Raw genomic sequence first — 23,095 nt, 5'->3', positions numbered from 1 at the left:
ATAGACCTGCAGGGGCCGCTATTGTCATTTTAGGTCAGAAAAAAACGGTTTTTACGGAGACGATTTAAAACTTATGACATTATGACATTATTATGAAGCAACTGAGTCTGACAAACAAGAGCACGAATTCATGATAATCGTTAAATCTTAATTTTAATAGCTTCTCTAACACTTTAGCTCGTTGTCTCCATGAATCATTTAAAGATCCATTTTTCATTAGTTTACATCAATTTGTATATTGGAATTACTTCAACCTAAGCTGACAAGCTTAGGCTTTTTTCTACATTCAAAACTTATTACGTATATTTAATATGTCAAATAAAATGTTCCACAAAAATGAATATAAACGCCATTTAATTCCTAGAAATTTACACATTTTAAGCCTTGTAGGTTGGTTTTACAAAAAATATCTTGGAATTTTTCTTATAGCATATTGAATATATTCATTTATATCGAATATTATTAACACATAGAAAGAAAACGCTTGCAACTAAGGGGGGAGTCTATCGCAAAGTTAGCAGCTTAGGAGTACAAGTCACTAGAATCCATCCAACGAAGCTTTAGGAGGTGAACACAGCATGGGATCCAGTAAATTACGCAAAATTTGGTATTTCCGGCATATCTACTTGTTTTTGCTTCCGGCGATCATTTGGTATTTGATTTTTGCCTATTATCCGATGTACGGCATTTTAATAGCGTTCAAAGATTTCAAATACAATCTGGGCATATTAGGGAGCCCATGGGCTGGCTTTAAGTATTTCGAACAGTTCCTTAACGATTCCAGCTTTTATGATGTCCTCCGCAATACCTTGTCGATCAGCGCGCTCAAGCTGATTTTCGGATTTCCGGCGCCGTTGATTCTGGCTTTGATGCTCAACGCGGTGATGCATGGGAGGCTCAAAAGAGTGTTCCAAACGATTTCTTATTTGCCGCACTTCGTTTCATGGGTTGTTGTTGTGACTTTGCTGCAAAAAATTCTGTCCCCGAACGTCGGGCTGATTAATGACATCCGGTATCAAATGGGGTTGGAACCGATCTTCTTTATGGGTAAGCCGGAATTGTTCTATCCGTTGGTCGTCATATCCGACATCTGGAAAGGGGTCGGCTGGGGATCGATCATTTACTTGGCTGCGTTAACGAACATCGATCCTCATTTGTATGAGGCGGCGGAAATCGATGGGGCCGGAAGGTGGAGTAAGCTGTTTAAAATTACGCTTCCCAGCTTGACGCCAACGATCGCGATCCTGCTCATTTTCTCGCTCAGCGGCATTCTGAACGCAGGCTTTGACCAGATTTGGCTGATGCAAACCCCGGCGACCTTAAGCGTGTCGGAGATATTAGACACTTATGTGCTGAAGACAGGACTCCAGCAAGGGCAATTAGCTTATTCTACTGCCATCGGTTTATTCAAATCAGCGATCTCACTTGGGCTCATTGTGCTTGTCAACTATATCTCCCGAAAAGTGAGCGAGGTATCGCTATGGTAATAAGCCAACGGCAAGCATGAGGAGGTTGTGCGCATGGGGGCGAAAAGGCTGACGTCGGCGGACCGAATTTACATGGTGCTTAACTATTCGGTGTTGTTTATATTTTGCGCCACGGCGCTGTATCCCTTTATCTATTTCCTTGCCCTTTCGTTTAATGACGGCTACGACGCGATGAAGGGCGGAATCTACTTTTTTCCGAGAGTCTTTACTTTAGAGAATTATGCAAAAGCGTTTACCAATCCATTGATCTTAAATTCGTTTTATGTATCGATCGCCCGAACCGTGATTGTAACGGTTGGTTCGGTATTATTGACGGCTTTGCTGGCCTACGCGCTGTCACGGAAAGGCTTGCCCGGCCGAAAGTATATCGTCTTCTTCTTTTTCTTCACCACATTGTTCAGCGGGGGCTTGATCCCGACCTTTATTCTGTTCCGGCAAATCCACATTCTCAACACGTTTTGGGTATTGGTGCTGCCTTCCCTTTACAGCTTCTTTAACGCGATTATTATGAAAACCTTCTTTGACGGAATTCCTGAAGCTTTGTCCGAGTCGGCCCGGATTGATGGTGCCAGCGAATTATCCGTATTCGCCAGAATCATCCTGCCGCTCTCGATGCCGGTACTGGCGACCATTGCCTTGTTTGTTGGGGTCGGGGTGTGGAACGACTGGTTCACGGGGCAGTTTTTTATCCAAAATGAAAAATTACACCCTGCAGCGACCTTTCTAAACAAAATGATTAGTGAAGCTTCCTTCCAGTCGATGACTTCGTCGTCGGGGAACAGCGGTTCTGCGATTCAGAACATGACCGAATCCCAGCTGGAGCTGCGAGGAGTGACCCCGGAAGCCTTGCGGATGACGTTCGTCATCATCATTACCACACCAATCATTTGTGTCTATCCGTTTCTTCAGAAGTATTTCGTAAAAGGCGTATTGGTTGGTTCGCTTAAGGAGTAGTTGGTATAAAAGGTGAAGCCTTTTATATAAAAAATGTTCATTGAAAGGGGAGTAGAGTATGAGCAAGAACGGGTTGAGGAGCGGTTTTATCATCACACTGATCGCTATCCTGCTGACAGCATGCGCAGGGTCAGGCGGGACTAAGGAGGCGAGCACGGTTAACTCGGGTTCGAATGAACCGGGGAACGTGAGTGAGACGGGTGCCGAACAATTTAAGCCTGTCACCTTAACGTACCTCAGCACCTGGAACGGCGGCGGAGGTGCTTTCCCGCAAGATCAGGAGAATAATCCCGTAGCTCAAAAAATCCGGGAAAAAACCGGGGTCACTTTAAAGATGGAATCGATTACGACCAGCGAAGTAGAGAAATTGAACACCATCTTCGCTTCCGGTACGGTTCCGGATATCGTGAATGCTCCATTCTGGTCAACGACCGGGGGAGAAGGACAAGTTATCAAGAAAGCGGCCATGGAAGGCCAGATTCTGGACTTAACACCTTATCTGGATAAGTATCCGAATGTAAAAAGACTCGTGACAACCGGGATCGCTAAAGACTTTAACGAGTTCGATCTGAACAACCCGGATTTTGAAGGAAAAACCTATCTCATTCCTACCGAAACTCCAGACGGAACCCCTGAGAGCATTCATAACTGGAACTACGGCCTTTTTGCCCGGGGAGATATTCTGAAGGCGCTGAATGTCAAAGCCGAGGAGATCGACACGCAAGAAGAGCTGTATGATTTACTGGTTAAAATCAGAGACGGCGGCTTTAAGGATATTGCCGGCAAACCGGTCATTCCGGCAGGTACGATGTGGAATGGCTGGGATTATGGCCAATTCCTTGCCGGTTGGTCCGATTACAACATTTCCGACTACCGTGAAGAAGACGGGAAGCTGATCCACTGGACGCAATCCAAGGATCATGAAGAACGGCTGCTCTACATGAGAAAGTTGCTGAACGAAGGGTTGTTTGACCTTGAAGCCTTCAGTAATACGAGCACAACGGCGAACGAAAAGCTGACGACAGGTAAGCTCGCTGTATTCGGTGCACAACCGATGTTAGCGGAGTTGTCTAAGACGCTGTATAAGACGAATCCGGAAATGCAATACGAGCTGCTTGGCCCGATGAAGAATAAGCGCGGTGAAATTCGGACGCAAGTAGAGAAACCGGGACGTTCCGGCTTCCCTGTCCTGTTCTTAAGCGCGAACATCAAGGACCCTGATGCAGCATTGCGTTACATTGATTACGTTAACAGTGAGGAAGGACGCTTGCTTGCCTACTACGGTATTGAAGGTACGCACTACACGCTGGAAAATGGAATTCCGCAATGGATTCCGGACGTGAAGAAGCAATTTGATGAGAACCCGGATTTGAAGAGAGACGCAGGGCTTAATTTCCTTCCGGGACGATTCATTGGCGCCTTCTCTGATTCCGTCACTTGGCCGATACCAGAAGACCAAAAAACGCAGTGGCAAAAGCTGGAGGAGAGCTTCTCGGCCAGAATGCCAATCAAGATCATCGACAAGGTCAGCGCGAGTTACCTCGCGAGAGAATGGCCGAAGTATGACGAGTTTATCAATAAGACCAGCAGCTTGAATTTTGACGATGAATTTAAGAAAGCCCTATTTGCCTCGTCGGATCAAGAAGCTCTAAATATACTGCATAAAACTCAAGAGAAATTCCGAGATGCAGGCGTAGAGGAAATGGCGGCGTTTGTGGCGCAAAAAGCGGCAGAGCGGGATGATGTAGGGTTCTAACCCCTACTCATCCTGAAGATGAAGGAGGGAACGAAGATGTTAAACGTGGCGATGTTAAGTAAATGGCATGTGCATGCAGAGGATTATGCCAGAATGTTGCAATCCCATGGGGATGTGAGAATCACCGCGGTCTGGGACGAAGAACCTGAACGCGGCAGAGAATGGGCGACTCGATTAGGTGCGGACTTTGAGGCAGATCTGGACACTCTTTTGCGGCGGGAAGATGTGGATGGGGTAGTGGTGGATGCCCCTACAAGCATGCACGCTGACGTCATGGTGGCTGCGGCGCAAGCCGGCAAGCATATTTTCACCGAGAAAGCGATGGCGCTGACCACGGAGGAATGTGACCGAATATCGGCAGCGGTACGTGAGGCCGGCGTTAAGTTCTGTATCTCCTTCCCGGCCCGCACGAGACCGCAGGAATTGTTCGCGAAGCAGCTGATCGATGACGGAATCTTAGGGGATGTGACGCTTCTGCGCATTCGGAACGGGCATGACGGGGCATTAAACAATTGGCTTCCGGAGTACTGGTATGATGAGAAGCAAGCCGGCGGCGGGGCGATGATGGATTTAGGGTGTCACCCCATGTATCTCGCCAGCTGGTACTTAGGGAAGCCGAAACGGATCACCTCCATGTTCCATTACTTCACTCAGCGCGCCGTGGAAGATAATGCACAATGCTCCATTGAGTTTGCCAACAATGCAGTTGCCCTGGTCGAAACCAGCTTGGTGACGTATCGAACTCCTTCTGCGCTTGAAATTTACGGTACGGAAGGCACGTTGATCATCTCGGATTCGAACGTAAAAGTCATTTCGAAGCAGTTCGATTCCCCCTTCTCCGGATGGATATCGCCAACACAGCTCCCTGCAGCGCAGCCGCTCCCGATCGTTCAATGGGTGGATGCCTTGCTTGAGGATAAGCCGATGCCGTTCGGACTGGAAGATGGAACGAAATTAACAGAGCTTCTGGAGGCGGCCTATATCGCCCACAAGAAAAATCGAACGGTGGAGTTCAAGTAGCGCGGAGGAGGGGAACGGATGAGAACGGTAAAAGTAGGGATCATCGGTTGCGGACTTATTGCCAATGATAAACATATGCCGAGTTTAGCGAAGGTGGACAATGTGCAGATGGTAGCCTTTTGCGACTTGATCCCGGAAAGAGCTGAAGCTGCCGCGAAGAAATTTGGTACGCCGGATGCCAAGGTGTTCACGAATTATAAGGATCTGCTGGCGCTGGAAGAGATCGAGGTTGTACATGTGTTAACCCCCAATAGTTCTCATGCCTCGATTTCCATCGATGCGCTCGAAAGCGGCAAACATGTCATGTGCGAGAAGCCTATGGCCGTCACGGGTGCTGAGGCGAAAGCGATGTATGATGCTCACTTGCGAACCGGCAAGAAGCTCACCGTCGGTTACCAGAGTCGATCCAGCGCCAAGAGCCAACTGCTCAAGAAGATGATCCAAAATGGCGAACTGGGAGATATCTATTTCGCCAAAGCGGTGGCTACTCGCAGAAGAGGTGTACCGACCTGGGGCGTGTTCTTGGATAAAGAGAAGCAAGGCGGCGGCCCGATGATCGATATCGGAACCCATTCCCTGGACTTGATCCTCTGGTTAATGGATAATTATGAACCGGAAAGCGTCGTCGGCAGTGTGTTCCACAAGCTGAAATACACCGAAAATGCCGCAAACGAATGGGGCTCTTGGGATCCGAATGAGTTCGAAGTCGAAGACTCCGCGTTTGGCTACGTGAAATTCAAAAATGGAGCTACGGTTATCATTGAAACGAGCTGGGCCTTGAATATTGCAGATGACGCGGGCAATCTACTGTGCGGCACGAAGGGCGGGGCGGATTTTAATAACCGTAAGCTGCGGATCAACGGCGAGAGAGACGGAAGCTTGTTCGTGAATGAAATCGATGTCGATCCTAACGCAAGAGAACTGTTCCGCGGGGAGAAGTTGACCGATTTCGAGTATGAAGCCAAACAATGGATTCACAGCATTGTCAGCGACACGGAGCCTCTCGTGAAACCGAGGGAGGCCATGATCGTATCTCAGATTTTGGAGGCGGTCTATCAATCCGCGGAAACAGGGAAGATCGTTTATTTTGATCAGGAATAAGTACGTATAAGGCCGTGAGGCGTAAGCTTCGCGGGACAGAGGGCATGAAAACAAAATGGGGCTGTCCAGAAAGTCAGTGAAAATTGACCTCTGGACGCCCTGTTTTGTTAAATGTTAAAAAAAGGAACAAAATAACCTAATTTTCCTGTAGAATGAAGTTACCACACAACAATCTACAAAAGGCGTAGCTCGGCGTGATTGATGAGATGATTGAAGCCATCCCGGATGAGCAGTTGTTTGCTCACTATACGGCGAGGGCTAAAGAAGGTTCACACGGAGTTTGGGATTGTGGCTTTGGCTCACAATTTGCTTAAGGTGGCGGGTATCCGCCACGCTACTCTATCAATCAAAATATATATTATATTTACAAAAATGCCATTGACTCTTCTTGCAACTGCTGTGCCTGGATTTGCCGATACAGCGCTAAAAGCATCGGGTGGATGGAGTGAATCAGGAGGCTATTATATTAATCAAGCTAGATCAACTGGCGTAGGTATTTTCGCAAGTGATAGTCCCGATAAACATTATGGTGAACGTCGTACAAAAACAGAAGATCATGGTGAGACTGTATTTTACGCAGCTTATGGTTACACTATTTGGAAGGATACATACCATTATACAACTGCAAGGATGGAAGATAACAAAGGAAATGTGAGAACAACTAGTGGTAGACAATGGGGAACTGGATATACAGAGGCACAATCTCCATGGTATGCACCAGGTATATTTGAAAATACTGAGGCCAGAACGTACTGGGGACATTAAGCTTAACTCATATTGGGACATAAGTAGGATTAATATAGTGAAAAGGTTACTCAATCTATGGATTCGGATTAAGTAACCTTTCACTCTTTAACCCAAATGAAATGAGGAAAATGAATTGATTACGCTAAGAAAGAAAGATGCAGTTCTTTACATTGTTTTGACCGGTCTATTTTTATTCTTCTGTATCTTTCAAACTTATTTACATAAGCAAGAAGAGTTTAATGAAATTTCTAATGAACTATATACTAATCATCATAAAGTTCTTATTAATCAAGGTGATGATCGGTGGTTAAAGGAATTGTCGGATTCCGATTGCAGAATTTTCGCAGAATATAATAGCACCTATCGAGCGTTATTGAAAAATTCAGGGGAATGGTCTCCTCCAATAAGATCGGGGCATTATTTCTTAGAAACAGACCAAGGCCGCAAGGCAGTGGTTGGCAATGAAATGAGAAAACAAGTATATGAACGCGGAGGAAATAAATATATTACTTTTCAAGGAGTAGAATATGAAGTCACCGGTTTTATGGGGGCTTCATTTGCAAGTTCGATAGATTATTTAGTATTACTTATTAATCCTGAACTTCCGAATATCCCTAAAAATACTAGAATTATTGTGGATGGCGATAACGAATCTACAGTTGAAGAGTTAGTTGAAAAAGTTGTAAGCAAAAACCCCCTTATATCTCAGATTGAAAGTACACAGAAAGGTGTAACTAGAACAGCAGAAGTATCATTTTTTAATTTTTTGTTATTCGTTGAAATGTGCATTCTTATATTATTCACTATTACAGCTTTTATAAGATACTGGTATGAAAAAGAAAAGAAAACCATTCGTGTTTTGTTCCTCTTGGGCGTTTCGAAAAGAAAAATATATCAACAAATTATAAATAAATCACTGCTAATTGTGATTTTTTCAAGTATTTCCACATTTTTTGTCATTTATATCTTTGATTCATTCATCTTATTTAATTTGGGTTCGATGATTTTGCTGACATTTCTTTTCTTATTTAGTGTTTGGCTATTGTTGAGCTTATTTTTTTATAATGATCATGCAAAAGGAAAGGTAACCAGGAATGATCCTCAGTGAATATAGGTTATATCTAAAGAAATATAAATTTTTGGTACTCATCATGTACTTGCAAATCACAGTTTTTTTAATCCTTTTTGGAACGTTTGTTGCTTTTCTACAGCAACTTGATTATGAAAGTAGGAGCCTTGGTGAAATATATGAAGGAAAGGCGGTCTATCAATTACTGGACAATTATTATGATGGGGAAAAGTATCAAGATTTTAATAGTCAATCGGACTATTTAATAAAATTAAAAAATTACTATTCGATGCTAAATACTTCAACCGATTTTCAATATTTGGCAATGTTTAATCATCACATTCTACTGGAAGATAAAGGCCTTCCGCTTAAATTTGTTGAAGGTTACGAAAGCGGGGGAGAAAAACACCAGGAAAGTATTAATGGAACAGTATATACAGCAGTAAAATCATTTCAAATGAATAAAAAAGCTGCTGATTTTTTTCATCTAAATACGTCGGAAGGAACAATGTGGGGCGAGGACGATTTTAGTAATTCTACCAATACCATGTCAGTATTATTAGGTTCTTCGTATAGAAAGATCTATCAATTAGGTGAAGAAATATCCATAAAATACTACAATAAACCACAAAGAGTAAAGGTTATTGGGTTCTTGAAGGAAAATAGTAAGTTGTTTTTTAATAATAATCCGGAGTTTTATCTTGATGATTACATAATTATTCCATATAGAGAATATGGGAATCCAAAATCAGAGGAAGATGAGTTGTTTCAACAAATAAATTATTTTGCCATGATTAACGGTTTTATTGTTACTGAAAATAATACTGTACAGACTCAAAAAATGTTTCAAAGAATTGATGCGATTGCAAAGCAAAATGCTATCGACTATTCTTTTATCGGTTTGAATCCACATTTTCTAAAATATCGAGGTTTGCTGACAACACTATTAGAAAATAAATCGTTGGTGCAATCATTCTTTTTCGCTATGATTTTTTTAAATTTGTTAATTATTAGCTATATCATCATTTTGCAACAAAAAAGAAGATTTCCTTTTTTATTTATTCATTTTATAAATGGAGCCACTAAGATGGAACTTATCAAAATGCAATTTTTGGAAATTGGAAGTGTTTTCCTGGCAGCTTATTTATCCGCGTTTATTATTATTGATCAAGTTTTAAAATTGGGTGATCTTAAAACACAGTTTATTTTGTTACTGCTGAGCATAGCTATGAGCGTTATTTCGTGCATTGTCCCCGCTTATAAGCTTCTGTATACACCATTCGTTATAAATCATGAAGAAGAAGGGGGAAGAGGGCAAAATGCTTATTGAACTAGCTGGAATCACTAAATGTTATAAGAACGGAAGCCAATACGTCAATATTTTAGAGGATTTGAATTTAAAAATTCATGAGGGAGAATCAATAGCAATAAAAGGGAAGAGTGGTTGTGGAAAATCAACTTTACTAAATATTATAGGTGGGCTTCTTCCTTTCGATAAAGGTGTAATGCTCTTCAATGGTACGGATATCTCAAAACTAACAGAAAACCAAAGAGCCGAGTACCGCAAAAAAAATATTGGCTTTGTAACTCAAAATTTCCATTTGCTTGATGACAGGAATGTTTTTGAAAATATTGCCCTCCCGCTACAATATCTTGGGATGCCAAAACATCAAATAAAGGCTAGGGTTGAAGAAATTCTTTATGATCTGGAAATTGAGTATACAATAAAGAGAGAAATTTCAACATTATCTGGTGGTGAACGTCAACGGGTTGCTATTGGACGTGCTATTGTAAAAAGACCCTTATTGCTTTTGGCAGATGAACCTACCGGTTCACTTGATGAACAAACCGAAGAATCGATTTTGAAAATATTTAGTTCTCTGCATCAACAAGGAGTGACGCTAGTCATAGTTACTCATGACGATACTGTTGCAAAAAGTTGTCAGCATATATATAAACTACAGCATAAGGAGTTGTATTCTGTAAGTTAGTAAATTAGTATTCAGTAAAAATATGTACAAATTAACGAAGTCTTCACGTTAACAAATATTCAGACAATAAGGATGTGAGAGCCAAAAACCGACGGGGCTGTCCAGAAAGTCAGTGAAAACTGACCGCCGGACGCCCCGTTTTTGTCGAATGATAATAAAAGGAACAAAATAACCTAATTTTCCTGTAGAATGAAGTTACCACACAACTTTAGCCAGTTGAGCACGCGAAGCGTGCGAAACAAAAAACCACCCGCTATGCGGGTGGAGGGAAGCAAGGTTTGACCAACAAGACCATCCCCATAAAATTGAGATGTTCAGGCTCAATTAAAGAAAGGAACGGTCTTAGATGGCAAACAAGAGCTATAGTCTAGTTCGCACGAAGTGGATGTGCAAATACCATATCGTGTTCACCCCGAAGTATAGACGGAAAGAGATCTATAATCAAGTGAGGAAAGACTTGATCGAAATATTTAAACATTTGTGTAAGTACAAAGGAGTAGAGATCATAGAAGGGCACATGATGCCAGATCATGTACATATGCTTGTAGCGATCCCACCCAAAATCTCAGTATTGTCATTCATGGGATATCTAAAGGGAAAGAGTTCACTGATGATATTCGAGAAGCATGCCAACTTGAAGTATAAATATGGCAATCGAAAATTTTGGGCAGAGGGATATTAGGGTGGTTATGATTTACAGCATGTGTTAAAATTTTTCAAGGTTCAATATGTTTACATTTGCGCACAAATGCATATATAAAAATTAGGCGGTGAGATTATGGGACTCAATTATGATCCAAGTAAATGTAAGCAAATAATTGAAGACAATATTGATATTGAATTTTTTAGAGCTCTTTTCGACCCAGTTCGAAGTGAATTGTTGATATTTCTTTCCGCTAATGGTGAAATGACGGTTGGGGAAATAGCAGAACATTTTCCTCAAAATCGATCGGTGATTTCTCGTCATCTAGATTTTATGAATAGATATAGTATTGTTCAGAGAAGGAAAGAAGGTCGAGAAATTTACTACAAAGCAAATAAAAAGTTCATTGCCGATAAGTTTGAGGCAACAGCGCATAATATGAAAGCACTCATGAATATAAAAAAATGATGATCCCACAGTGACTATTGATTGGGATCGGCACTGCTAATATTCAAAATAATAGAGTGCTTTTTATTTTGCTCTATATATGCATTTATGTGCACATAAACACGGAAGGGGTTTTTAGGATGGAACAGTCGAATAGAAAATGGTGGATTCTAGTCACAGTTAGTTTAGCTGTATTTATGGCAATGTTGGACATTACAATTGTGAATGTAGCGCTGCCAGAAATTCAAAAAAAGTTTTCATCCAATTTTTCAAATCTACAATGGGTATTGAATGGTTACACTTTAGTATATGCTGCGATGCTATTGCCAGTCTCGAAGTTAGGGGATATTATCGGACTTAAAAAAGTGTTTCTATTGGGATTAAGCGTCTTCGTGATAGGTTCCCTTACAAGTGGCTTAGCGAGTAGTCATCTTTGGTTGAACATTTTCCGAGGTTTGCAAGGAATTGGTGGAGCAGCAATGATGTCATTATCGTTAACGATTGTGACATCATCATTTCCTGACAAACAAAGAGGATTAGCATTAGGGTTTTGGAGTGGAGCAGTTGGTCTAGCTATATCAGGGGGACCCCTTATTGGCGGGGCTTTAGTTGATAGTTTGGGTTGGCGATCAATTTTCCTGATTAATATACCTTTTGGTATTTTGGCAATCCTATTAGGGATCTTCTTCATCCAGGAAAGTAATAGAAATAGTAACGAAAAAATTGATTTTTTCGGATTTCTTTTAAGTACTGCAATGATCTTCACTATGGTATTAGCTCTAATTCAAAAAGAAATGCATGAAAATTATTCGTGGATCGATTGGCATATATTAAGTTTATTAAGCTTATCAATCGTTTTCTTCATTGCTTTTCTTGTGGCTGAAAGAAAGGTGAAGAATCCTATGATTGAATTGTCGATTTTTAAAAATGGTTCATTTAATGGTGCCAACATTGCAGCATTTGTTTTAGGTGCGGGTTTATATGGCGGTTTCACATATCTAGCCATTCTTATGCAAAATTATATGGGCTATTCCGCGTTTGAAACAGGAATGAAGATGTTATTAATCAGCGGGTTTACGATTATATTAGGTCCTATGGCTGGTATAATTTCCGGGAAAATTGGGAACCGTTGGTTGATTAGCGGTGCGTTATTGATTGGAGCAATTGGAATGATTGTTCTTCGTCATATGATGAAAGTACCTTTTGAATGGAGTTATTTAATACCTGGATTTGTTCTTGCTGGGATCAGTAATGCTTTGGTAAATCCTCCAATCTCTAATGCTGCAATGAGCTCTGTTGATCCAAAACATGTTGGTATGGCTTCCGGTATTTTAAATGTATTCCGGCAAGTAGGTATTTCATTTGGTGTGGTAATATTAGGCATTAATTTGACAGAAGGTTATAACCATTCTTTGGATAAGCAAATGATGGGAGTACAAAATATTCCTGCAGAGTTTAAAAATCAAATGCTAGATGTTTTTCACAAAACGGGAGCTTTTGCTGGCTCACAAATTTTTGAAAGTAAGCAAGCTGAAGTATTCAAGCAAATGCCAGCTTTTGGAGATATCAAGAATATTGTCTTTAGTGCTTTCAACACCGGGATGAAAGATGTCGATTTATTCATTGCCATCTTATTGCTTATTGGCTCATTTGCAAGTGCTGTTCTGATTAAAAAAAGAAAGCCGAGCAATCAAACGGCTGTGATTCATATGGATAACGCAGCTTCTGAAAATAGTAATTTAAAATAGGGAACTGAAATTCAAAATCCACGAGGCGACAGCCTCGTGGATTTTGCTTATCCATTTCCGTTTACTCTGCGGTACTCTTGGTTATTTTCCATGACGAGGGCGGCGGTGCCGATAAAAAACGCATTTCCCGGGAATTTTGAACGTGCGATCTGGACTTTGCGGCGGTTGCCTGCGGCGATGATCCGGCGATTTACCTCCTGCTCAAAATATTGAAACAGCGGGTCTTTGGCAAACCATAAGTCGCCTCCGATAAAAATACATTCCGGGTCATATAGATGCACGATGTTGATCAGGCCGCTCAAAAGATAATGCTTCATCCGTTCCAATGCAGCGGAACAGATCGCATCGCCGGCTTCCGCCTTAATCAGAAGCTGCATCCAATCCATATCGTGCGGCGCGCCGTTCTGATGTGCCCAGTGGAGGGTGGCGCGAACGCTGCTCATCGCCTCCAAGCAACCACGTTGCCCGCAAGCGCATAACTCTCCGTCGGTCTGCACAATCATATGGCCAATAATTGAAGCGAGCCCATTCGTCCCGCTATATAAGCGTTGATCAAGAATTACTCCTCCGCCGATCCCTGCGGTTACCCCCACATACACGAAGTTGTTATACTGATTCCCGTCCCCGTAATACATCTCCGCCAGGGCGGACACGGCCATATCGTTTTCGATATAAACAGGAAGATTCCAACGTTCCTTTAACCGGGGAACGATATGGATGATATCGATATTAAAATCAGGCGGATCGATAATGACGCCTTCCGTCATATTAATCGGGCCGATACTCGCAATTCCGATGCCCCAGACCTTCTCGATGGGGACATTCTGGAGGATGACCTCGCACATGGCTAACAAGCCGCTAATAAAGCTGTCCTCCGTCGTGAATTGCCCGATCGGAACTTGGTTGTGCAGAACGATCGCACCGGTCAGGTTGATTATTCCCACCTGTAAATAGTCCCGCCCCACACTGATGCCCAGCGTAAGCAGGCTGTCGGGCACCACTTCCAACAAGGTCGGTCGCCGTCCTGACGTTGAAGCGCTTGTCCCGCATTCGCGGACAATGCCCTCCTCCAAAAAATCAGCAATCAGCGAAGTGATGGTCATTTTACTTAGCTGCGTTTTTTTGCTCAGCTCGATTCTGGATATTGGACCACATGTAGCAATGGTCTTTAGGATGAGAAACTTATTCGTTTCGATCATATTCTGATGATTTACGCCTCGCATTGCTGCCATCTCCATATGTAAGAATAGGTATTCCTTTACAATTCGAAAGTATATTACTCGTATTATATCACAGTTACATCGGGATCGTACCATAAGAGTTTTTTAAAAGTATCTAATTTGTATCACTAATAGGATGATGAATAGTAAGTGTAGGATATTAATTGCGCTTGGATTAAGTTTTCGTCCCATAACAAAGAAAAAATATTATGATTTAAATTTGCCCATTTTGTATTGACATCCCGTTGAAAGCGGTTTTATAATCCAGTTAGTAAGAGATATTTACTATTAGATATTCCTGTAAGGTGTCGCAGTTTATTAAAGGTTATATAAACCGAGTTCATCAAGAATTCTGCCTATTGCGGGGATACGAATGGAGTGATGAAGTTTGCTATGCGGATAGGAGTGGATATTGGCGGCACGAAGGTCTCATGTGCGCTGGTAGGAGAGGATCAGACCATTCTTTCAAAGGTAAGTTTTGATACAAGGGGGGGACGGCCCTATACGGAGGTGCTGCGTGATATCGCGGATTCCATTTACTCGGTTCTGGACTTAGCTGGAATCCAACTTGATGAGGTTAAGGCGATTGGCCTTGGCTGCCCGGGAATCTTGGATCAGCAAAAGGGAGAAGTGATTTACTCCAACAATATTGCCTGGGAGCATGTCCCGCTAGTCAAAACGCTGCAGAGCTATGTACCCAAGGAAGTTTATATCGACAACGACGCCAATTGCGCTGCATTGGGCGAGTATCTCTGTGGAGCATCCCAAGGAACAAGCTCCTCGGTTACCGTGACGCTGGGCACTGGAGTTGGCGGGGGGATTATCCTTGGCGGGCAAATTCACAGCGGTTTTAATTCAGCGGCTAATGCGATTGGACACATGGTCATTGTATCCGGGGGCGTACCATGCACCTGCGGGCGACGTGGTTGCTGGGAATCCTACGCTTCGATCACGGCGCTGATTCGGATGGCAGAGGAGATGGCGGCGCAATTTCCGGAGTCCCTACTGGCCGAAGTGAAGAGGCGTTCCGGGCAATTCAACGGGAAGAACATCTTTGATACCGCCAGACTCAACGACTCAGCAGCCTTAAAGCTGCTGGATCAATACTTCTATTATGTGTCAGAGGGGATTATCGACATCATTAATATTTTTCAGCCTGAGATGATTGTGATTGGCGGTGGAATTAGCAGTGAAGGCGACTATCTGTTACAGCCCATCCTTGCTTATGTCAAAAAAGGGGTGTACTGCAAACAAGTTCCGCTGCCGCAAATTACGATTGCCAAACTAAACAATGATGCCGGACTTATTGGCGCAGCTTACTTGCATGGGTATCAGGCAACAGTGGTGAAGCAAGGAATTCAACGCGTTTAGTCTACAAACCCGCTTGATGCACATCGTGCCGCGGGGTCATTGTATAGATCAAACCAAGGGGAGGATAAAACGATGTCTGGCAAAAAAATGATGTCCTTATTTCTTACCATGTTCCTTATGACGGGGATCCTTGCAGCATGTGGTGGCGGGAACGCCGCCGATAACACTTCTGGAAATCCTTCTGGAAACACTTCCGGAAATACCGGAGATACAACTGCTTCCGAGAATCCGCCTGCACAGACTGGCGGAAAAGTAGACTTTTGGCTGGATAAACTGGGCGATGCGGAAAAGGCAGCTCGGTTGGCTGAAGCTTGGAAGAACGATTCGGGGATCGAGATCGAGCTAACCAATTACCCTGATGTAGCAGCCTATCAAACGGCCATCCAACAAACGATTGATGACCCCGGGGCTCCTGGCCTGTTCACCTGGTGGAGCGGCCCGCAATTAGAAACACTGGCCAAAAACGGCAAGTTGGCAGACTTGACTGCGGAATGGGATAACTACATTGCCGATGGTGTTTCCGCAGATATCAAGGACGCTTTCACGGTGGATGGGAAGGTCTACGCAGCGCCTTATAGTCTCCGTTACATGTCTGTGCTCTATAATGTGGAAGTTTTTGAGGCTGCCGGCGTGGCTGTTCCAACGACATTCGAAGAGTTTCTCGAGGCTTGCGAGAAGATCAAAGCCAGCGGTGTCACCCCAATTGGCTTGAAGAACGACTCGTGGGCCAGCTTTATCTGGTTCCAGCAATTGATTGCCGCTTACGATCCGCAGCTCTATATCGATATTTGCAACGGCACCAAGCCTTATACGGATGAAGCTGTGAAGGAAGTGATGACGATCTGGAGAGACATGTTTAATAAAGGCTACTTCGGAGAGCCCATCGTCTACAGTGACCTCCATAAAGAATTTGCGACAGGCGTCGTCGCTATGATGTTGGATGATAGTCCTACCGTAACGGGCTTACAGAACGATTTCGGCATGGAGCCTGGAACGAATGTTGATGCCTTTATCCTGCCGAGCATAAATGGTGCAAAGGGGACGATCTTCTTTGAAGCTTCGCCAATTGTAGTAACTGAGGCTAGCTCCTCCAAAGAACAGGCCCTCGCTGCGCTGCGCGGCTTCTACAAACCGGGTACCCAAACGGTGATGGTGGGTGAACTCGGCATTGCCAACATTAGTTCGATCTCCGTGGAAAATGGGACCATTCAGCGCATTTTGGATATGACCGGAGATTCCTCCAAGTACCAGCTTCTGCTTCGCTTCTATGAGAATACCCCTGAGGATCTGCGCAATACAGCCATTGATGAGCTCTCTCGCTTTATGTACAGCGGCGCGGATATTGACGATGTACTGAATACGATTCAGGCCAAGGCGGATGAAGTATTCGGTTAAATTACGACGGAGTGAGGGGGTTCCTTTGAAGAAGAGCAACATTGCTTGGACGAATTACCTTTATCTGCTGCCGGCGGTTCTGCTGGTTGCCGTATTCTTTGCCACATCCATCGTGTATACCGTTCGTTTGAGTTTCTATGAATATGATGGATTTTCCGCCATGCGGTTCGTGGGCATAGAGAACTATCGCCATCTGTTTCAGGATGCGAACTTCAAAATCTCTCTCATGAACACCGTGATCTGGGTTGTGTTTTCTCTTGTATTTACGTTGGCGCTGCCGCTGCTATTGGCTGTTTTCATTAAGAACAGTTCCTGGGTTGGCGGATTCAAAAATATTTTCTACTATCCCACAGCACTGTCGAGCACCATTGGCGGCATTATCATGGTGGCCATTCTCTCGAAATACGGCATTCCTCAGTTGTTCGGCTTACTGGGATTCAAGAGCTGGGTTCGCGATTGGCTGGCCATCCCGTATGTCAATACGTTCATCATGATTTTGATGGGAACGTGGCAAGGCGTTGGCTTGAACACCATTCTATTCATCACCGGGCTGACCACCATTCCCAGCTCTCCGATTGAAGCCGCCAAGATCGAAGGCGCGCGGACGATTCAGCTATATACGAAGGTGATTTTCCCGCTTCTCCAGCCGACTACGGTGGTGGTGCTGCTCATGTCTCTGGTGAACAGCTTTAAGGTGTTTGATTCGATCTGGGTCATGACAAAAGGGGGGCCTTACCGGACTTCCGAAACGTTAGCGTTGACGATGTACCAGGAGTCCTTTATCCACGGGAAATTTGGTGTCGGTGCGGCAGTCGCTGTGGTGCTCACTGTCATGATCCTGATCGTCTCCTATTTTAATATCCGCAACACCTTCGGAGACACCGACCGGACGGTCTGAGGAAGCGAGAAAGGAGAACCCATCCTATGAAAAAAGTAAGCCGAGGAAGCATCGCCGTAAATACCGTGCTGATCATTCTATCCGTTTTTTGGATATTTCCGGCGGTGTTCGCCTTCATCGGGATCTTCAAGAAGAAGCAGGAATATAATCTGGGGAACTTCTGGGATCTGCCGAAGGGAATAAACTTGGCCGAAAATCTAAAAGGGATTGCCAGCGCTTTTGGTATGGTGAAGGGGATGGTCAACAGCTTCCTGTATGCCTCTGTTTCGGCAGGGGCAGCCGTCCTCATCGCCATCCTGGCCGCCTATGCGATCTCCCATCTCAAGATCAAACGGCCGATGTTCTGGTTCCTCTTTATCTACAGCGGAACGATCTTCCCGTTCCAGATCTATTTGATTCCGGTTTACAAGGGACTGACCGCCACGAAGCTGTACGATACCCAACTGGGGATGATTTTGTTCTATACGGCCATCTGCGTTCCCTTCTGCATGTTTGTGCTCCGGAATTATTTTCTTGGCATATCGAAGGAAATTTGTGAATCGGCCAAAATGGATGGCTGTAACAGCCTGCAGATTTTAGGGCATATCTTTGTCCCGATGTCAACCGCCCCGCTGGCTGTGATCTTCTTGACCCAGTTCAATTGGGTGTGGAACGAGCTCATGTTTGGACTGACCTTCACGAAATCCCGGGAGATACGTCCGGTGATGGCTGCCATATCCTTAATGGACAAAGCGAATGTACCGGTCATTCTCATGGCCTGCGTGGTCGCATCGATTCCTACGCTGCTGCTGTTTTTCTTGCTGAACAAACATTTTGAAGCTGGCTATGCTTATCAGAGCAAGTAATTCTTAAGGAACGGAGTGGCTTTATGAAACTGTCAAAGAACTGGAAGGTATTCCTCATTCATCATTCACACACCGATATTGGCTACACCGAGCGACAGGACAAAATCATCCATTATCATTGCGATTTTATCAAACAGGCCGTGGATATTCTGAGAGAGATTGACCGCACCGGTAATGAAGCTCGCAAAGGATTTGTGTGGCAGTGCGAAAATCATTGGCAGGTCAAAAACTTCTATGCCCATGCGCCTTCGGACTATATTGCAGATTTTGAAAAATACGTGCGAGAAGGGCGAATTGGCCTTTCTGGCAACTATTTGAATTTAACCGAGCTGGTTAGTCGAGATATTCTTTACGATTGTACGATACAAGCCAAGACGTACGGTGAGCAGATCGGTTATCCCATCCGCAGCGGAATGAGCGCCGATATCAATGGGTTTGCCTGGGGATATGCCGACGTGCTGCAGGAGTGCGGCGTGGAGCGTCTGTTTTCCTGTCTGCATCCCCATCACGGCATGTTCCCGCTCTACAAAAAGCAGACCCCTTTTTACTGGCAAGGGCCGTCTGGGAAGAAGGTACTCGTTTGGAACGGGGAGCATTACCACTTTGGCAATGAGCTTTGCTTCTCACCGCACGCAGCTTCGACCTATATGATTTTTGATGAAATAGGCAAAAAGATTCGTGGCAATCAGCTCTTTACCACCAGCCCCGAGGATACCGAGCAAGTCGAGTTGGCCATTCTCGATGAACGACTGGAGCGTTACCTGCAGAACCTGGAGGCTGAAGGGTATCCCGGTGATTTTGTGCCATTCATGGTTTCGGGAGCGATCACGGACAATGCGCCGCCCAACGTGAAGATCGCGGAACGGGTTGACTTGCTGAACCGGAAGTACGCCGGAACCTTGGAGTTCCAGATGGTAACGCTGGATCAATTTTTTGATCATCTGGAAACAGAATGGAAGGATATTCCGGTCTACCAAGGCGATTGGAACGATTGGTGGGCGGACGGCGTAGGCTCCACTCCGGCGGTTGTCAAGGTGTATCGGGAGGGGCAACGCAAGTACGATCTCTGCAAAAAGCTGGATCCCGATGCCACTTTGGGGGATGCAGAGTTGATGCAGAAAGCGGCGGAAAATCTGATCCTCTACAGCGAGCACACCTGGGGGTATTCCTCCTCCGTATCGGAACCTTGGGAGACTCTGGTTGGGGAACTGGAGCACAAGAAATCGGCTTACGCCATTAATGGCAACACCGAGGTGGCAGATAACCTGGATCGGATATTAGCGAAAAAAGGGGAGGTAGCCATCCGCCAAGATCGGCCGCAGCGCTATCGAATTATCAATCCTCACGACATTTCGCTGGAGACGACTGCCAAAATCTATATTGAGTTTTGGGAGTATGTTGATGGGTTGAACTACAGCCTGGATGTTCCTATCGAAGTGTTTGATTTGACGACTAACGAAGTGATCCCGCACCAGGTGAAAAGAATCGCCCGAGCTTTTGAGATTGAAATTCCGCTCAAGCTGCAACCGAAGGAGGAACGCAACGTTGGGGTGCGTGCAACCGGCCGCTATCAGAATGGAACCTCCCAAAGCCACGCTCATATTGGCGCGGAGGGGGTCGAGGATGTGCTGCAGCCTGGGGCGCTGCGCGAGGATGTGGCCTGCGTGGAGACGGCGTTCTACCGGGTGGAGTTCGATCAAAAGCGGGGAATTACTTCGATAATCGATCGGAAGAGCGGGAAGAATCTGGTTCGGCAGGACGCAACCTATGCCCCGTTTTGCGGCATTTACGAAGTGACCGATATCCGCACCTCTCCGACAGAGGAGCGTCGGCGAATGGGGCGCAACCGTAAATCCCCGGCAACCCGGCGGTATGAATCTCGTCTGACTGATATCCAGATTGTAGAGAGCGGGCCGTTGTTCGTCTCGCTGCAGCTCGATTACAGCCTGGAGGGCACGCGGTTCTACAAGGTGTTCTTGAAGCTGTACCGGCACATCAACAAAATTGAAGCGATGGTGCGCGTCCACAAGGATAGTGTGTGGGACCCGGAAAACCTTTATGTGTCGTTGCCGTTCACGGCAGGGGATGAAGAGGTGAAGTACGTAGACAAAACCGGCTGCATCCTTCGCCCGGGCATCGATCAGCTGCCTGGCAGCAATATGGAATTTTATCTGATCCAGAACGGATTGGTAATGGAAGCCGGCGAACGGCAGGTGCTGGTCGCAGTTAAAGACACGCCGTTGCTGACGTTTGGCCCTCTGGAAGCGAAGCCGATCCAATTATGCGACGGCAACAATTGGGAGCTGAACCGTGGGGAGACCTTCGCTTGGGTCATGAACAACTACTGGGAGACGAACTTCAAAGTCGACTTGGGCGGGTTTTATGAATTTGCGTTTACTCTGTCCAGCCAGGAAAAACAGACCACCGAAGCGGCAATGCGCCTTTGCGAGGCTTATAACGAGGGCTTGCTCGCATTCTACATCTAAATCGTTGAGGAGCATTGGGATATGAACAACACGAAGTACCGCAACTACGACTTGGAGCCGGTAGTGGACATACCGGGTTGGGATGAGCATGCTTTTTCGGGATGGGAAGCCATTCGGGAAGAGCTGAGGCAGCAAATGAAGCAACACCGTGTGTTTGTGTTTGATTGTTATCCGGGCACGGATAAAGAAGAAGTGGCCCGGGAGCTGGCGCTTTTGTCTCCAGCGCGGATGCTGGATTGCGAAACGTGCTTGTTGCCGCCGGAGCAGCTGGAACAGCTTCTTGCTCCCAGTCTTCCGCCGGACCCGGTGTTTGGGGTGATGTTTTACGGCAAGCTGGAGCATTGTTTTGATCCTGCCTCCCTGGATGCATTGCGGGAGGAAATTAAACGATCCGATGGCCCGGTATTTCTTTACGGAACCGGCGCCTCCCTTGTCACCCAAGGGGATTTGCTCGTATACCTCGATTTGCCCCGTTGGGAGATCCAGCTGCGCTATCGCCGGGGAATGACCAACTGGCTGGCTGACAATCCCGATGCGCCTATTCTAGAAAAATATAAACGCGGCTTCTTTGTCGAATGGCGCATCGCGGACCGGCATAAAGCCGAGTTGCTGGGAAGCTTGGATTATCTGATGGAAACCACCAAGCCGGAGCAGCCCAACATGGTTACCGGGAACGCTTTTTGCGCAGCTCTTCAATCGGCGGCTTCGCGGCCGTTCCGTCTGAAGCCCTATTTTGATCCCGGAGTATGGGGCGGGCAGTGGATGCGGGAGAACTTCGGCCTTCCCGATGGACCGCCAAACTATGCTTGGAGCTTCGACGGGGTGCCGGAAGAGAACAGCCTTCAGTTTCGGTTCGGAAACGTTACTATGGAAGTTCCGGCGATGGACCTGGTGCTGTTCTGCCCCCGTGCTTTGTTAGGGGAGCGGGTACACGCTCGCTTCGGAGCGGAATTCCCGATCCGCTTTGATTTGCTGGATACCATGGGGGGCGGGAATTTGTCGCTCCAGGTTCATCCGCTGACCGGATATATCCAGCAGACGTTTGGCATGCACTATACCCAAGATGAGAGTTATTATATTTTGGACGCAGCTGAAGACGGAGAGGCTTTCGTGTATTTGGGACTCAAAGAACAGGTGGACCACGAACGCATGGCGAGCGATCTGTACCGTGCTCAAAGTGGAGAGGCGCCCTTCCCGGCCGAGGAGTATGTGAACAAAATCCCGGTCAAAAAGCATGATCATCTGCTGATTCCTGCAGGGACGATCCACTGCTCAGGCAAGGACACGATGGTGCTGGAGATTAGCGCGACCCCGTATATTTTTACCTTTAAGCTATGGGACTGGGGACGTGTAGGCCTGGATGGTCTTCCTCGACCTACCCATCTGGAGCATGGGCTGAAGAATATCCAATGGGATTGGGACACCGCTTGGGTTAAGGGGAATCTTATTCATCAGGAGGAAGTGCTGGAGGAATCGGAACACCGTAAAGTGGAGCGAACCGGCCTGCATTCCCGGCAATTTATCGAGACCTTCCGGTACACCTTCTCGCAGTCGATCGACATGGAATGTAACGACAGCGTCCAGGTGCTGAATCTCGTAGAAGGCGGGCAAATTACGATCTATAGTAAGACCGACGCTTTTCCTCCATTTGAGGTCCATTACGCCGAGACGGTGATTGTCCCGGCAGCCGTTGGCACTTACTCGATCCGGCCTTCGGGAGTGTCAGAAGGGGAGAAGGTCATGATTATCGTTGCATCGGTTCGTTAGGTTCGCACGAATTAAAAATTGATTATAGTCCGTGAGGCGTAGGCTTCGCGGACTTTTTTTGTTTTTTATCCAAAAATCGGTATCAGATGCGCAGATGCTCTCATACAATGGAACAAATCAAATTATCGATAATCGATAAACGATAATCGA

The 23,095-nt window shown here is 45.5% G+C and carries 18 protein-coding genes and 1 pseudogene; 18 read left to right on the top strand and 1 reads right to left on the bottom strand.

Features of this window, described 5'->3' with window-relative positions; translation table 11 throughout:
- Nucleotides 1-578 precede the first annotated feature (578 nt).
- The 12 genes and pseudogenes from M891_RS0104540 to M891_RS23280 all read left to right on the top strand — a co-directional run bounded on the left by M891_RS0104540 (nt 579) and on the right by M891_RS23280 (nt 12,963).
- The gene (locus tag M891_RS0104540) at nt 579-1,487 is read left to right on the top strand and encodes an ABC transporter permease (protein WP_016312649.1); all 909 of its coding nucleotides are present in this window, start codon (nt 579-581) and stop codon (nt 1,485-1,487) included.
- A 33-nt stretch (nt 1,488-1,520) separates the two neighbouring features.
- Nucleotides 1,521-2,441, top strand: coding sequence for a carbohydrate ABC transporter permease (locus tag M891_RS0104535; protein ID WP_028537984.1), 921 nt, complete (start codon nt 1,521-1,523; stop codon nt 2,439-2,441).
- 58 nt (nt 2,442-2,499) lie between these two features.
- Nucleotides 2,500-4,197 carry an extracellular solute-binding protein gene (locus M891_RS0104530; RefSeq protein WP_232228286.1) on the top strand — a complete coding sequence of 566 codons (1,698 nt, stop codon included), beginning with the start codon at nt 2,500-2,502 and terminating at the stop codon, nt 4,195-4,197.
- Between the two features lie 36 nt (nt 4,198-4,233).
- Nucleotides 4,234-5,217, top strand: coding sequence for a Gfo/Idh/MocA family protein (locus tag M891_RS0104525; protein ID WP_028537982.1), 984 nt, complete (start codon nt 4,234-4,236; stop codon nt 5,215-5,217).
- Between the two features lie 18 nt (nt 5,218-5,235).
- Entirely contained in the window at nt 5,236-6,318 is a 1,083-nt protein-coding gene (locus tag M891_RS0104520) for a Gfo/Idh/MocA family protein (protein ID WP_028537981.1), read from the top strand.
- 288 nt (nt 6,319-6,606) lie between these two features.
- Nucleotides 6,607-7,083, top strand: coding sequence for a hypothetical protein (locus tag M891_RS25240; protein WP_157268759.1), 477 nt, complete (start codon nt 6,607-6,609; stop codon nt 7,081-7,083).
- A 115-nt stretch (nt 7,084-7,198) separates the two neighbouring features.
- Nucleotides 7,199-8,173, top strand: coding sequence for an ABC transporter permease (locus tag M891_RS0104510; RefSeq protein ID WP_028537980.1), 975 nt, complete (start codon nt 7,199-7,201; stop codon nt 8,171-8,173).
- Complete coding sequence (locus M891_RS23290) at nt 8,160-9,464, top strand: hypothetical protein (RefSeq protein ID WP_051416832.1); 1,305 nt, start codon at nt 8,160-8,162, stop codon at nt 9,462-9,464. The genes M891_RS0104510 and M891_RS23290 overlap by 14 nt, the downstream gene beginning before the upstream one ends.
- Nucleotides 9,454-10,125: an ABC transporter ATP-binding protein gene (locus M891_RS0104500; RefSeq protein WP_036699379.1), complete on the top strand. Its 672-nt coding sequence runs from the start codon at nt 9,454-9,456 to the stop codon at nt 10,123-10,125. The genes M891_RS23290 and M891_RS0104500 overlap by 11 nt, the downstream gene beginning before the upstream one ends.
- A 346-nt stretch (nt 10,126-10,471) precedes the next feature.
- Nucleotides 10,472-10,804: pseudogene (gene tnpA, locus M891_RS23285) on the top strand (IS200/IS605 family transposase); the annotation flags it as partial.
- A gap of 99 nt (nt 10,805-10,903) precedes the next feature.
- The gene (locus tag M891_RS0104490) at nt 10,904-11,236 is read left to right on the top strand and encodes an ArsR/SmtB family transcription factor (protein ID WP_028537978.1); all 333 of its coding nucleotides are present in this window, start codon (nt 10,904-10,906) and stop codon (nt 11,234-11,236) included.
- 119 nt (nt 11,237-11,355) lie between these two features.
- Complete coding sequence (locus tag M891_RS23280; protein ID WP_051416831.1) at nt 11,356-12,963, top strand: MFS transporter; 1,608 nt, start codon at nt 11,356-11,358, stop codon at nt 12,961-12,963.
- A 47-nt stretch (nt 12,964-13,010) separates the two neighbouring features.
- Here the strand turns inward: M891_RS23280 and M891_RS0104480 are convergent, their stop codons facing one another.
- On the bottom strand, nt 13,011-14,186 hold the full coding sequence (locus tag M891_RS0104480; RefSeq protein WP_028537977.1) for an ROK family transcriptional regulator: 1,176 nt from the start codon (nt 14,184-14,186) through the stop codon (nt 13,011-13,013).
- 378 nt (nt 14,187-14,564) lie between these two features.
- On the opposite strand from M891_RS0104480, the gene M891_RS23275 reads away from it, so the two are divergent.
- The 6 genes from M891_RS23275 (at nt 14,565) to M891_RS0104450 (ending at nt 22,945) form a co-directional block, all read left to right on the top strand.
- Nucleotides 14,565-15,554: an ROK family protein gene (locus M891_RS23275; RefSeq protein ID WP_084628812.1), complete on the top strand. Its 990-nt coding sequence runs from the start codon at nt 14,565-14,567 to the stop codon at nt 15,552-15,554.
- 72 nt (nt 15,555-15,626) lie between these two features.
- Nucleotides 15,627-16,949, top strand: a complete 1,323-nt coding sequence (locus M891_RS0104470; RefSeq protein WP_028537976.1) for an ABC transporter substrate-binding protein — start codon at nt 15,627-15,629, stop codon at nt 16,947-16,949.
- Between the two features lie 25 nt (nt 16,950-16,974).
- Nucleotides 16,975-17,847 (top strand): carbohydrate ABC transporter permease, encoded by an 873-nt coding sequence (locus M891_RS0104465; RefSeq protein ID WP_028537975.1) that lies wholly within the window; start codon nt 16,975-16,977, stop codon nt 17,845-17,847.
- 26 nt (nt 17,848-17,873) lie between these two features.
- Nucleotides 17,874-18,692 carry a carbohydrate ABC transporter permease gene (locus tag M891_RS0104460; RefSeq protein WP_028537974.1) on the top strand — a complete coding sequence of 273 codons (819 nt, stop codon included), beginning with the start codon at nt 17,874-17,876 and terminating at the stop codon, nt 18,690-18,692.
- Between the two features lie 23 nt (nt 18,693-18,715).
- Nucleotides 18,716-21,178, top strand: a complete 2,463-nt coding sequence (locus tag M891_RS0104455; RefSeq protein WP_028537973.1) for a hypothetical protein — start codon at nt 18,716-18,718, stop codon at nt 21,176-21,178.
- Between the two features lie 21 nt (nt 21,179-21,199).
- Nucleotides 21,200-22,945: a class I mannose-6-phosphate isomerase gene (locus M891_RS0104450; protein ID WP_028537972.1), complete on the top strand. Its 1,746-nt coding sequence runs from the start codon at nt 21,200-21,202 to the stop codon at nt 22,943-22,945.
- The last annotated feature ends 150 nt before the right edge of the window (nt 22,946-23,095 follow it).

Source organism: Paenibacillus sp. J14, assembly GCF_000518465.1.
GTDB classification, from domain to species: Bacteria; Bacillota; Bacilli; order Paenibacillales; family Paenibacillaceae; genus Fontibacillus; species Fontibacillus barengoltzii.
This window is presented reverse-complemented; position numbering and strand designations above follow the sequence as displayed.

Bases quoted from the DNA above. Each gene is read 5' to 3' on its own strand.
- M891_RS0104540 (WP_016312649.1), top strand. From the start codon at position 579: ATGGGATCCAGTAAATTACGCAAAATTTGGTATTTCCGGCATATCTAC.
- M891_RS0104535 (WP_028537984.1), top strand. From the start codon at position 1,521: ATGGGGGCGAAAAGGCTGACGTCGGCGGACCGAATTTACATGGTGCTT.
- M891_RS0104530 (WP_232228286.1), top strand. From the start codon at position 2,500: ATGAGCAAGAACGGGTTGAGGAGCGGTTTTATCATCACACTGATCGCT.
- M891_RS0104525 (WP_028537982.1), top strand. From the start codon at position 4,234: ATGTTAAACGTGGCGATGTTAAGTAAATGGCATGTGCATGCAGAGGAT.
- M891_RS0104520 (WP_028537981.1), top strand. From the start codon at position 5,236: ATGAGAACGGTAAAAGTAGGGATCATCGGTTGCGGACTTATTGCCAAT.
- M891_RS23290 (WP_051416832.1), top strand. From the start codon at position 8,160: ATGATCCTCAGTGAATATAGGTTATATCTAAAGAAATATAAATTTTTG.
- M891_RS0104500 (WP_036699379.1), top strand. From the start codon at position 9,454: ATGCTTATTGAACTAGCTGGAATCACTAAATGTTATAAGAACGGAAGC.
- M891_RS0104490 (WP_028537978.1), top strand. From the start codon at position 10,904: ATGGGACTCAATTATGATCCAAGTAAATGTAAGCAAATAATTGAAGAC.
- M891_RS23280 (WP_051416831.1), top strand. From the start codon at position 11,356: ATGGAACAGTCGAATAGAAAATGGTGGATTCTAGTCACAGTTAGTTTA.
- M891_RS0104480 (WP_028537977.1), bottom strand. From the start codon at position 14,186: ATGCGAGGCGTAAATCATCAGAATATGATCGAAACGAATAAGTTTCTC.
- M891_RS23275 (WP_084628812.1), top strand. From the start codon at position 14,565: ATGAAGTTTGCTATGCGGATAGGAGTGGATATTGGCGGCACGAAGGTC.
- M891_RS0104470 (WP_028537976.1), top strand. From the start codon at position 15,627: ATGTCTGGCAAAAAAATGATGTCCTTATTTCTTACCATGTTCCTTATG.
- M891_RS0104460 (WP_028537974.1), top strand. From the start codon at position 17,874: ATGAAAAAAGTAAGCCGAGGAAGCATCGCCGTAAATACCGTGCTGATC.
- M891_RS0104455 (WP_028537973.1), top strand. From the start codon at position 18,716: ATGAAACTGTCAAAGAACTGGAAGGTATTCCTCATTCATCATTCACAC.
- M891_RS0104450 (WP_028537972.1), top strand. From the start codon at position 21,200: ATGAACAACACGAAGTACCGCAACTACGACTTGGAGCCGGTAGTGGAC.